Consider the following 12286-nt stretch of genomic DNA (forward strand, 5'->3'; position numbering starts at 1 on the left):
GCCGCGCTGCGCGGTGTACCGGGGTTTTCCCAGAAAAGAACGTTTCCCTCCCAGCCCCTCCCATCCAGCGGCTGAGAGCGGCAAAAAAAGAACCCACGCCCCGGAAAGCGGGGAAGCGTGGGTCGAGGCGACGCCAACAGGCGCGAAGTGCCGGACATTCAACTGCTCCTTCACAGCCTCACCGGGCTGCATTAAAGGCGCTGGCATTGTAACACCGTGGCGGGGCCGCGTCAAGCAAGGCGGGCTGAGGCTCAGAACTGGCGCAATATCCACGGAGCAAGCTCCAAACCCCGGTGTAGTGATCTCCGGGGCGGCTACGCCGCTCCTGGCGGGCAGGCATTGCTCAAGCCCCTGCTGAGGGGAGCCAGGACCTGCGCGGGAAGTTCTGGGGGAGCGCGACCCTCGCAACATGGCCGTACCTGACCAGATGTTTCGACATTGCCCTGGCCCTGCGCCTGTCCATCCGAACGCCCGCCGATGGAAAACATGGTACGATGGGGGTGGTTGCGACTTTGACCGTTCGTCATCTCCGGGAAAACGCGCATGCCTCGAGTGTTATTGCTGCACGCCTCCGTCGGCACCGGGCACAAGCGAGCCGCCGAGGCGCTGGCCGCGGCTTTTACCCGTCGCCAACCTGGCGAGGTGCGGGTGGAAGACGTGCTTGACCATACCCCACGCCTCTTTCGCGTCGCATATGCTCGCTCGTATCTGGAACTGACTGATCGTGCCCCCCTCGTCTGGGGCTATTTTTACACCCAGAGCAACGTTGATCCCAATCTGGCCGAGTTTACCAATAATCTGCGCCGGCTCGTCGAGAGCATTGGCACCACCGGCCTGAAGGACCTGTTGCGAGCCTTTCTGCCCCAGATCATTATCTGCACGCACTTTTTGCCGATGGAACTGCTGGTGCGCTACCGGCGCAGCGCGCAACTCACGCAGCCCATCTACTGCGTCATCACCGATTACGCCGCCCACACCTTCTGGACCTATACCGAGATTGACGGCTACTTTGTCGGCGACACGCAGACCCGCGACCAGTTGATCGCCCGCGGGGTGAGCGCCAGGCAGATCTGTGTAAGCGGCATTCCGGTTGATCCGCAGATCGCCGAACCGAAGGACCAGGTCGAGATCCGCGCCCGGTACGGCCTGCCGGTGGAAGGGCCGATCATCACCCTCTTCGGCGGCGGGGTGAACGAGGAGCATGTGCGGGTGATCGTGCAGGGGCTCAAGCGCAGCGAGGTCGAGGCGACGCTGATCGTGGTGGCGGGGCGCAACCCGACCCTGGTGGAATACCTCGCCGACGAGCGCTCCACGCCGCGTTTGAACCTCCGGCTGTACGGCTATGTCCATTTTGTTGATGATCTGGTCGTCGCCAGCGATCTGGTGATCACCAAGGCAGGCGGACTGATCGTGAGCGAGGTGCTGGCGCGCGGCGTCCCGCTGGTGGTGATTGATCCCATCCCCGGCCACGAAGAGTGGAACGCCGACTATGTCGTCCGTTCATGCGCCGGCGTTCAGTTGCGGATGGCCGAGTCGGTGCCGGCGACGGTGGAACGCTTGCTGAGCCGGCCTCAACTGCTGGCCGAGATGCGCGCAAATGCCGCCTGCGTTGCCCGGCCCCGCGCCGCGGCGGTCATTGCCGAAAAGGTGATCAGCGATTTCAACGCACGTGGCTACCGTTGAGCGAGGAGAGCCTATGAGCGAGTCGGTGGACGTGCTCTTTGCAATCTCGGATACCGGGGGTGGGCATCGCAGCGCGGCGGTGGCTATCAGCGCCGGTCTGAACGAAGTCAGCGGCCATGCGCTCTCCTGGTCAATTGACGATATTCTGCGTCTCACCGACTTTCCCGGTGTGCGCGGCGCGCCCGAACATTACGAACGCCTCTCAACGCGCTGGCTGCGTCTCTACGATCTGACCTTTCAACTCACCAACACCACCCGCACGGTAGATGTTCTCTCGCGCCTGGTCTTTCTCACGGCGCGCCGCAACCTGGTGCGTCTGTTGCTGGAGCGCCGGCCCCGGCTGGTGGTCTCAACCCACCCGCTGGTGCACCGGCTGGTCGTGGCGGCGCGGCAGACGCGCCGGCTGCCCTTCCGGGTAGTCACCGTGGTGACCGATCTGGTGAGCCTGCACGCCTCGTGGACTTATCCCGGCGTTGATCTGGCGCTGGTGCCCACCGACGAAGCCTACCGGATCATGTACCGGCGAGGGATGCGTCCCTCGAAGCTGCGCCGCACAGGGTTCCCCGTCCACCCGAAATTCGCCGATTACACTACGCCCTGCTCCGAAACTCGCCGGCAGTTGGGGCTTGATGAGCGGTTTACTGTCCTGCTGACCGCTGGCGGGGTCGGCGCCGGGCGCCTGGGGGAACTGGTGGTGGAACTGGAGCGCGCCTTCCCCGAAAAGCAACTGCTGGTGGTAACGGGCAAGAATCGGGCCATGTACGAAGAACTGCTGCGCCGCCGCAATTCGCCGCACAGCCGTATCTACGGCTTCGTAGACAACATGGAAGCGTTAATGGCGGCGAGCGACCTGGTAGTGACCAAGGCCGGCCCGGGGACATTGATGGAGGCCCTGGTAATGCGCAAGCCGGTGATCGTCACCGAAGCGGTGGGGATGCAGGAGCGGGGCAACATTGACTTCGTGCTCAACTACGAACTGGGTCTGTTCTGCCCGACCAATGAGCGCGTCCTGAGCGCGGTGCGCGAACTGGAGGAGCCGCAACGCTACGCCGACACGGTGCGCCGCCTGGAGGGCGCTGTACCGCGTGATGGCGCCAGGCAAATTGCGCAGATCCTCATGGAACAACTCGCCCTGGTGCAAGAACGGGCCGCTGGCGAGCCACGCCGCCCGCGCCTCCTTCCGTTGCGCGCCTGGGGGCGGCGGCAGCGCGGGCGCCGGACGCGGTGATGCCATTGCGGATTTTAGATTGCGGATTATGGATTGCCGGGTTGTGGCGTTCTGGTACGACCTGGGGAGGATGCAGGTGCACGGTATTTAACACCAGGCGGCACAAACTCGCACCAGCGAGGGAAACATCACCCCCACGTGAGCGCCTTGCCGAACACGCCCGGCGAGGTATGTGGCGCTGGTAAATATCACCGCGGCGTCTGGTGGGCCACGTCGCCGACGGGCGGTGGCGCAGCGGCGTAGGGGAAGGCGCGGATGATCACCCGCTGGGCGAACTTGTTAGGACCGGTCAGTGGCCAGCAGGTCACCAGGGTAACCACCTCGTAGTCTGTGGGGGCGATCAGGCGCGCATTCTCGGCCCGTTGCTCGGGCGGAGCGCCCTCTTCGTTCACTACCAGGCGTTCCTTCACCACGTAGAGAAATTGCCGTCCCTCACTGTAGAGCACCACCGGCTCGCCGGGGCGCACATAGTAGAGATCGCGGAACACCTTGCCGTACCCGCCGACGTGCCCGGCCAGCACGATGTTGCCGCCTTCGCCGGGGTTAGCTGAACCGCGATGTTGTCCAACCGCGTATTCGGCGACCTGCCATACTGCCACTCGCTGGCCGTCCTGCTCCACAACCTCCCACCCCACCTCGATCACTTTGGAGTCCACCTTGATGCTGGGAATGACAATGCGTTCGACCAGGGCCGGATGAACTTCCGCAGGAGCGGACGACGGCGCCCCCTTATTCTGATCGACGAGCACGGGGGCCTCGAAGGCGGGCAGTGCCGCCGGGGCGGCGGATGGCGGAGTGACGGGAGCGCTGGCGAAGCTCGCGTCTGTCCGATCGGCAACGCCGCCCATCAGCACCCGTGGCGCGGCAATATCGCTATCGCCGCGGGCGGCCATGCGGTGGTAGGCGATTTCGGAATACACGCCGCCGACGTACAGCAACAGGTACAGCCCCGCAATCGCCAGCAGATTGCCCAGCGTCCAGTATACGCGGCGCCGGCGGGTCGTCTGGTTGACGGTTACAATCACATCGCCAGTTCTGGAGGGTGAGGACATGCGCGAAATGCCGTGTGTTTTCAGATTGACCGCGGAGTACGCAGAGACTGAGCTTTTTGGGTCCCTTTGCGCCCCGCTATGGCGCGAACGTGTCCGGTAGATGTGAACGCTAGCAAAATGTCAGATGCTCTCCACTTTTCTGAGTATACCATCAGACCGTGACGGGGAGACACCCAGAGTTGTTCCGCAGGCTGCCTCTCTCACCGAATACTTATTTGACACTCCAGCCCGGACGGCATACCCTGAGCAAGGGCTGTGGAGCAACCCTCCGGGTTGCTCCACCCACATGTATCAGGAGTTGCTCCGACTGTATCAGGAGTCTGTTTGATGCTACGGCAACTGCTTGCTGTGTTCCTCCTGGCCGGGGTGCTGACCGCCTGTGCTGCCCCCGCCGCTCAGACGCCCACCGAGGCGCCGACGAGCGCCCCCGCGCCCACCGAGGCGCCGACTGCCGCTCCCGCTCCTACTGCTGCGATGGCCGCACCCGAGTCTACGAACGTGGCGACCGCCGCTCCGGGCAGTGCCGCTGCGGTCGTGTTTCGCATCATTCCCGAGGACTCGCAGGTGACCTACGAGGTCGGCGAGACGTTCCTCAACCAGAACAACCGCTACGCGGTGGCCGTGGGCCGCACGCAACAGGTCAACGGCGAGGTGCGCTTCGACCCGGCGAACCCGCGCAACAGCAGCGTGGGGACGATTACTATTGACATAAGCGCCTTTACCTCAGACAGCCCGCGCCGTGACAATGCCATTCGCGACCGCTGGCTTGAGTCGGCGCGCTATCCGCTGGCGACCTTCACGCCTACGGCGATTGAGGGTTTGCCCGAGACGTACACCTCAGGCGAAGAGGTAACACTGACTATCACCGGCGATCTGACCGTGCGCGAGGTGACCAGGCCGACAACGTTCACCGTAACCGGCGCGCTTGATGGCGAGACCATCCGCGGTATGGCCGAGACGCAGATCAAGATGACCGATTTCGGCTTTCAGCCGCCGGACATTGCGGGGGTGCTGCGGGCCGAGGACGATGTGAAGATCAGCTTCAGTTTCGTAGCCCGCCCGGTGGAGTAGAGCGCTGAACGGAATGCTTCAATTCGTGACCGCCGGGATGCCATACTGCCAGAGTGTGGCATCACTAGAACCCGTTGCGCCTTCGCGCCGTTGCGTCAACCTCTCTAAGAAATTTTCCAATTTATCTGGCAGGGGCGTGCAGATTTAACCCCCTTTTGCGCCCTCTCCGCCAGTCCCGTGGTACGCTGCAGGGCCAGGTGCGCTCCTCAGGCGGCGCTGGTCGGCTCGATGCCGCTGAGGCGCACGAGGGACGCGCGCAGCAGCGCGAGCTCATCATCGGTCAGACGGGCCAGCAACGGGTCAGTAGCGGCGCCCGCTTCGCTCAGCAGCAGGAGCGCCCGAAGGGCAACGGGCCATCCCGCCTCCGATGCCATGTCACCGGCGATAAAGCGGGGGATGTGTCCGTAAGGCTGTTGTTTTAGCGAACGCGCGGTGGTCATAGCATCACCTCGGCATATGGCAAGTTTTGCTTAGTGTAAAGCCGAGAGGTCATCGGAGTCAAGGGCTTTTTGTCCTGATTGAAATCCAGAGTCTTCAAGCCGCAATGGGATACGGGGAAGCCGCCGTTCATCCCAGCAATTCAAGCAGGCTCTCCATCACATACGTGGGCTGGACCGGCGCGCCGGGCAGATCGGCGCGTGTGCTGTCGCCGGTGAGCACCAGTGCGGTGGCCATGCCCGCGTTCACGCCCATGGCGATGTCGGTCGTCAGCCGGTCGCCGACCATCAGGCAACGTTCGGGGGGAAGCTGGAGCATTGCCCCGACAGTGCGGGCCATGATCGGCGACGGCTTGCCGACATTCACCTCGCAGCGGGTACCGGTGCAGGCCTCGATCGCGGCGATGATCGCCGCCGCGTCGGGTTCGCCGCCGCCGGGCACCGGGCAGAAGCGGTCGGGATTGGTGGCCACCAGGCGCGCCCCGGCGCGAATGGCGTCGAAGGCTACCTGTAGCTTGTGGTAGGTGAAGGTGCGGTCGAACGAGGCGACAACAATGTCAATCTCGCCGGCCCGTTCGCTCAGCCGGAAGCCTGCCGCGGTCAACTCGCCGATCAAGGGGGCCTCGCCGCAGACGAAGAGCGTGGCCCCCGGCGCGTGCTCCAGCAGCCATTGCACCAGTACGTGAGAGGAGTTGACCACCTCGTCCAATTTGGCCTGAATGCCCATCCCGCGCAATTTGGCGACGTACTGCTCGCGGGTCTTCGTCGGGTTGTTCGAGAGGAAAGCCACCCGCCGACCTTCGGCCCGCAGCGTCGCCAGCACTTCCACTGCTCCGGGCAGGGGCATGTCGCTCAGATAGAGCGTGCCGTCCAGGTCGAAGATATAGCCGTCGTACCGTGGAATGCGCATTGGTTAACCGACGAAAACCGGTATCTCGATATTCCAGAGCGCTGACGGGAACGCTTGATCCCCGTAGCGCCCTGAGCCGTGCGGCTCGTTGCGCTCACGCCCCCATGGTTGCGGACCGAATCGTTTCGAGCAACGCTATAACGCCCCTGCCGCCGCCTGATCGAGCATCCACACCACGGCGCCGCCGGGCGGGCGCACAATCTGCGCGGGGATGGCGTGGGGATCATACGGTCCCCGCAGGGCCGCGCGGACCATCGGAGCCTTGTCGGCGCCCGCAACGAGGAAGAGCGCCAGGGCGGCGCGGTTCAACGCGGCGGGGCTGAGGGTCACGCGGGTGGGAGGCGGTTTTGGCGCCCCTTCGACCGGCAAGGCCCACACATCGAGCGGCGCGTCAAGCTGCGGAAAGCCCGGAAAGAGCGACGCCGTATGCCCGTCGGAACCCATGCCCAGCAGCGCGAGGTCAATGCGCCCTTCGTGCAGCGCGAGCAGGGCCGCTACCTGCTGATGGTACACTTCGGCGGCGCGAGCGGCGTCGTAGTAGGTCGCCACAGGGTACACCTGCGTCGAAGGGATGGGCACATGGGCCAGCAGGGTCTCGCGGGCCAGGCGGTAGTTGCTGTCGGGACTGTTGAAGGGCACGAGGCGCTCATCGCACCAGATCAGGCTGATCCGTTCCCAGGGAACCCGGCTGCGCAGCGGTTCCGACGCCAGCAATCCGAACACCCCCGGCGCCAGCGACCCGCCGGATACGGCGAGCAACACGCGCCCCCGCGCGCGCCCCGCCGTCTCGGCCACGGTCGCCGCCCGCTCCGCTGCCGCCGCCTGGAGTTCCTCCGGGCTGGCGTAGATCTCAACCTCGGGTTGTGCTGGCATGGTCTGGAACTTTCTTGATTAGAGCACTGACCGGAATGCTTGATCCACTGAAGATGAGGACACTGAGCCGTGTGGCTCGCGGCGCTCGTGCCGCCTTCGTTGCGGATCAACCTTTTCGAGAAACGCTATATTGGGGGCGCCCCACGCTCCTCTAACGGTAGAAGGGCGGCTGGTCCTTACCCTCCTCCGCCTCGCTAACTCGGCGCCCCCTTCCTCTCCACCTGTGGGCAAGGGAGGGGGTTGGGGGAGGGTGGGACCACCGCCTCACGCTTACGCGGCCACCAGGGTCTCGATGAGCCGCAGGGCGTCGTCACGGGCCGCCTCGTAGGGCTGAGCGCGCATGTAGTGGTAGGAGGCGAGCCAGAAGCTGGCCAGCAGACGCAACAGGGGCAACCGCTCTTCCTCGGCCGGCGAGAGCGGCCCGGCAACGTTGTAGCCCTCCAGCAAGCCCTCGCGCCAGGGCTCAGGGTACACCGGGCACAGGCCGCAGGCCAGATCCCACAACCCATCGCCACCCACCCAGCGTCCTGGCGCCTCAATCGCCTCCAGATGCACCCCGTTACCGGCCGTGCAGCGCACCACCGCCGGGCTAAAGGCGCCGTGCATCAGCACCGGCCGGGGCAACTCCAGGCGCTCATCATCGAGCAGCAAGCCAATGGCCGCCCGTTCCGCCTCGCTGAACAGCAGCGCGTCAGCGGGGGGCGGGGCCAGATGCTCGCCAATGCGCCGCAGCACCATGCGCCAGTGCATCTGCGGCCAGCGCCCCGTAATGCGCGGACGCCCCGCCCCGGGGGTGTTGACGTGGTGCATGCGTCGCAGCACGCGCCCGGCCTGGCGCCCCGCGCCGCGCAGCAGGTGTGGTTCATCCAGCGCCGTCGCGGGTACGCCGGGCGCGAATGTTTCCAGGGTGTAGGCAAAGGGCGCCAGGGTGCACGACAGGTCGCGCTGAATGAGCCGCGCCGCGGGCAGGTTCTGGGCGCTCATCATGCGCAGAAAGAAGACGTGCGCCGCCAGGTCGTCCTCGGGGGCGATGCGCAGGATCAGATGCTCGTTGAGCGTTGAGATGCGCACCAGGATGTGCTGCTCGGTTTGCCCGTAGAGGGTCACAGCGGTGGGGCGCAGGTTCAGCGCGCGCACGATCAGCGCGGTATGCTCGCCCAGGTGAGCCAGCAGGCGGCGCCAGGCATCGCTCATGCCTTCGCTGACCGGTGGGATGGCGTGGTTGAGGTGGGTGTAATCCATTGGTTCTGGTATGAAACTGGTCGGTTGAAGAGAGGTGGAGAAACCGGGTCTCCCAACGCTCCTGCCTGCTGATCCCTGCGAAAACCCTCGTTCCTCCGTCCCCCCTCACTGAGGCGCCACGTCGGGCAAAACGAAGCGCAGCACCCGATTGGTGGCGCGGTCGGTCACCCACACCGCCCCCCCGGCGTCCACTGCCAGGCCGCTCGGGCTGGTCAGGGCGACGAGATCGTTACTCTGCCCACTCCAGCGCAGCAGCGGATCGCCGCGCAGGTTGAAGGAGATGACCTGGCTCCGGCTGGGCACGCTGACAAAGACCGTGCCATCGGGGCTGGCGGTAAGCGCGGGATCATCGTAGGTGTTCGGGCGCCAGCCGGCCACCTGCCAGGTGACGATGGGGATGGGGCCGACCCGTCCGGCGCCATCGGGCGCGAACACCTGGACGCGGCTGTTCCAGGTGTCGGCCACGTAGAGATTGCCCTGCGCGTCCACAGCCAGGCTGGTCGGCTCGTTGAACTGACCTGGCTCGGCCCCGGCGGCGCCGAACTGGTAGAGGAACGTCCCGTCGCTATCGGTCACGATGATGCGGCGGTTGCCAGTATCAGCGATGTAGACGTTGCCCCGGGCGTCCACCGCCACGCCGCGCGGCCCGAACAACCCCAGGGGGGCGGCGGCATTTCGCTCCGGGTCGCCTCCAGTAATCGTCGCTAGCCGGCCATCGCCCAGATCCTGTTCGCCGCTGCCCCAGGCGGCGACCGCCCGGCCCTGGGGATTGTACTTCACAATGCGGGCGTTCCAGGTATCGGCGACATACAGGTTCCCCTCGGCGTCAACGGCCAGACCACGGGGCTCGTACAGCTCGCCCAGGGCCGCGCCCTGCCCGCCAAGGCTGCGGATCAAGCGCCCGTCGGGGCCGTAGACGTGAATGCGATGGCCGCCGGTGTCGGCGATGTAGAGATTGCCCTGCGCGTCAATGGCCACGCCTGTCGGCTGGCCACCCCCGGCGGGCAAGGTTAGCACCTGTCGGGCCACCAGCCGCAGATCGGGCGACGCCGGCGCCGCTGGCGGCGCCCCCCCGCCGCCGGCCACCAGGTCGCTGCGCACCCAGACCTCCATCTCCCGTGCGCCAGGCACGAGGGGATAGGGCAACTCGCGGTACAAGACGTAGCGGCCCAGCCAGTTCCAGTTCTCAACGCGGAACGGCCACAGAAGCGGAGCATACGGGCCGTGCACCTCCGCCGAAATATCGCGCCCGCACCCGCCCGAGCCGCCGGACCCGGGGGGCTTTAACAATTGCTCCACCGGCGTCCACGTGCTGTAGTAGAAGCGTTTGTACCCGGGACTGTTGGGGGAGCACTTGTCGCCTTCGGGAAACCACCAGTTAAACACTCCCGCCGGGCCATAGGGTTGCACATACGACCCGCGCAGCGCCTCGCGCACCGCTTCAGTCACGTGGGGGCGGTAGAGCAGCACCACGGGCGCCAGAGCAGTGGAACCGTCGGGCATGGACACGATGAACGTTTCTGGGCCGGGATCAGTCTGAAAGCGGTCGCGTTTGGTCCAGACCAGGTGCTTGAAATCGCGGAAGTACCATTGCAGTGGCCAGGCCAGGGACCCCTCGCCATTTTCGTCGCCGCTGTCAATGAACACCGGCATGCTCAGGCCGCCGGTCTCGTCCTGCGGAGTGCGATTGCTGCGGGTCAGGTTAATCGCCATTTCGCGAATATCGGCGACGTAGCGCGGCACCTCCGGGGCGGTCTGAGTATAGATCAGCGGCTCAATCGGCGTATCGGGATGGTGATAGACCACCATCCAGGTGGCCCGAACGGTGTACGCGCCGATGCCGAGGGCAAGGGTCAGCGCCATCAAGGCCAGCACCAGCCGCGCGCCGAGGAGGTTCGCCAGGGTCAACAGGGCGTATACCAGGCCCCCGGCGATAAACAGCGGCACCAGGCCCTGCAAGAGATTGCGCTGCCACTCCTGGCCCTGAGCGCTGGCCCCGATGCGCCAGAAGGCCACGCCGATGGCGACGGCGGCAAGGACGGTGACCAGGGGCACGAGGGCGAGGAGCGGGTACGGATTGGCGTTGCCCGCTGGCGGGTCGCTGGCGTCTGCCGCGGGCGCCGGGCCTGCCGCGCGCCCCTCGCGCTCTACCACATCGAGCAGGCGGGCGATCACCCAGGCGGCCAGCAGGGCGCCCGGCAGGGCCATATGCACCACCAGCCAGGGCATCTTCTCGCCGGCCCAGGAAAAAATGATCAGCGCCGTCCAGAACCAGAACACGGTGAGCAAGGGATAGAGGCCCCAGGGCTGCAACGCGCCGGGCATCACCGGAACGCCGGTCGGGTAGGAGGCCTCCGGCGCCCGGGTCTCCTCGTCTGTCTCCGGCGCGTCGCCGCCAGTTGCGGCCGCAAAGGGGCGCTGGCGAGGCGGGAAGCGTCGCGTTATGCCGGCCAGGGATGCCCTGGATGGTGAGGATTCCTCCCGTGGCTGATCTTCGGTGCTCTCCGGTGGCGCAGCGTTGCCGGTGGAGCAAGAAGCGGCGCGCTGACGGGCCAGGAAGCGCCGCGCCACGGCGGCCACGAGCGCCGCCACGACTCCGATGGCGGCCAGAACCGCCAGCGGCTCGTAGAGCGGCAGCAGCATCAGGTAATAGTACCAGGGCTGATCGCCGCGAGCATACTCCTGCTGGCTCCCCAGCCAGTAGGCCAGCCCGGCGTAGAGGCCGTCAAAGGCCCCGCGCATATGGGCGAAAAACGAAGAGTAAAGCACCAGGTAGATGCCGCCCAGAATAGCCAGAGCGATCCACAGCGTCGGGCGCTGCTCGCTCCACAGCGCCCGCAGGCGCGGCGCGAGGATCGGGGCGGGGTCCCACAACTGCTGGCAGAGCCAGGCTAGCAGGAAGGCCGAGGCCACCAGAAAGGCTTTTTCGCCGAAGTACAGCCCCTGGCCCACCGGGATGCGCGGATTGACCAGCATCAGCAGCACAGCGATGCCGATGACGGCGATCAGGAACCAGTTAAGGTGGCGGGCGAAACGACTCTCGGCGAGCAGGCGCATCAGCACGAAGACGCCGAAGATGAACAGCAGAATGTAGTACAGCTCGTGGGTGGCGATGGCCAGGGCCACTGCCGCCGCGGTCAGGTACAGCCAGCCAGGACGCCCGCTGTCGAGCCAGCGCAGCGCGCCGACGAACATCCATACCTCCCAGAGCACCATCAGGCCGTCGTGGCGCGCGAAGCGGGTATAGTAGAGCAGCGAGGGCGAGAAGGCCAGCAGCGCCGCCGCCGCCAGCACCCCGCGGCGCCCCAGGTAGGGTCGCAGCCACCAGGCCGAGGCGACCATCAGAATGCCGGCTATGGCCATTGGCAAACGCGCCTGAGCGTCGCCATCGCCAAAAAGAAAGTAGACCAGGGCGGTGAAATAGTATAACGATGGCCCGTGATAGACCGGGTCATAACAGTACGTTGGCGCGACCACCCCGCCCCAGCAGTTGAAACCGCCTGCACCGGCATAGAGGCGCCAGCTCGACCAGGCGTGGATGCTCTCGTCGTGATGCAGCGCCATATCGCCCAGGCCCCAGAGATGAGTGATAATGCTGGCGAGGACGATCAGCGCGAACGCCGCTGTTTCCCAGGTGAGCCAGGCCAGGCTGATCGGGCGGCTAAGCAGCCGGGGTTCAGTTGGCTGGTTAAGCGTTTCAAGTGCCATGCTGCGCGTGTCTAATACATACATTCTAACGAGAACATCACGGCGCTTCACACTCCAAAGGCATAAGGCACATTTTTTTCTG

Annotated in this window: 9 protein-coding genes; 3 read left to right on the forward strand and 6 right to left on the reverse strand. The window is 65.6% G+C overall.

Translation table 11 applies throughout. The features are described 5' to 3' along the window. Positions 1-543: 543 nt before the first annotated feature. Together NZU74_00210 and NZU74_00215 are read left to right on the forward strand one after the other, a co-directional pair. A complete protein-coding gene (locus NZU74_00210) occupies positions 544-1683 on the forward strand; it encodes a galactosyldiacylglycerol synthase (protein ID MCS6879734.1) in 1140 nt (379 codons plus the stop codon). A gap of 13 nt (positions 1684-1696) precedes the next feature. Beyond that, entirely contained in the window at positions 1697-2911 is a 1215-nt protein-coding gene (locus NZU74_00215; GenBank protein ID MCS6879735.1) for a glycosyltransferase, read from the forward strand. Positions 2912-3099: 188 nt separating this feature from the next. On the opposite strand, the gene NZU74_00220 is transcribed toward NZU74_00215, so the two are convergent. Then, complete coding sequence (locus NZU74_00220) at positions 3100-3936, reverse strand: sortase (protein MCS6879736.1); 837 nt, start codon at positions 3934-3936, stop codon at positions 3100-3102. Between the two features lie 354 nt (positions 3937-4290). On the opposite strand from NZU74_00220, the gene NZU74_00225 reads away from it, so the two are divergent. Continuing rightward, positions 4291-5034 carry a YceI family protein gene (locus NZU74_00225; protein MCS6879737.1) on the forward strand — a complete coding sequence of 248 codons (744 nt, stop codon included), beginning with the start codon at positions 4291-4293 and terminating at the stop codon, positions 5032-5034. 206 nt (positions 5035-5240) lie between these two features. Here NZU74_00225 and NZU74_00230 read toward each other — a convergent pair whose 3' ends face one another. From NZU74_00230 to NZU74_00250, 5 genes are all read right to left on the reverse strand, one after another. Next, positions 5241-5474, reverse strand: coding sequence for a hypothetical protein (locus tag NZU74_00230; GenBank protein MCS6879738.1), 234 nt, complete (start codon positions 5472-5474; stop codon positions 5241-5243). Between the two features lie 127 nt (positions 5475-5601). Further along, entirely contained in the window at positions 5602-6381 is a 780-nt protein-coding gene (locus NZU74_00235; protein ID MCS6879739.1) for an HAD-IIA family hydrolase, read from the reverse strand. A gap of 135 nt (positions 6382-6516) precedes the next feature. Then, complete coding sequence (gene pgl / locus NZU74_00240; protein ID MCS6879740.1) at positions 6517-7254, reverse strand: 6-phosphogluconolactonase; 738 nt, start codon at positions 7252-7254, stop codon at positions 6517-6519. A 270-nt stretch (positions 7255-7524) separates the two neighbouring features. Further along, a complete protein-coding gene (locus tag NZU74_00245) occupies positions 7525-8496 on the reverse strand; it encodes an aminoglycoside phosphotransferase family protein (protein MCS6879741.1) in 972 nt (323 codons plus the stop codon). Positions 8497-8601: 105 nt separating this feature from the next. After that, positions 8602-12204, reverse strand: a complete 3603-nt coding sequence (locus NZU74_00250) for a TIGR03663 family protein (protein MCS6879742.1) — start codon at positions 12202-12204, stop codon at positions 8602-8604. Positions 12205-12286 lie beyond the last annotated feature (82 nt).

The organism is Chloroflexaceae bacterium, from assembly GCA_025057155.1.
Classification (GTDB): domain Bacteria; phylum Chloroflexota; class Chloroflexia; order Chloroflexales; family Chloroflexaceae; genus JACAEO01.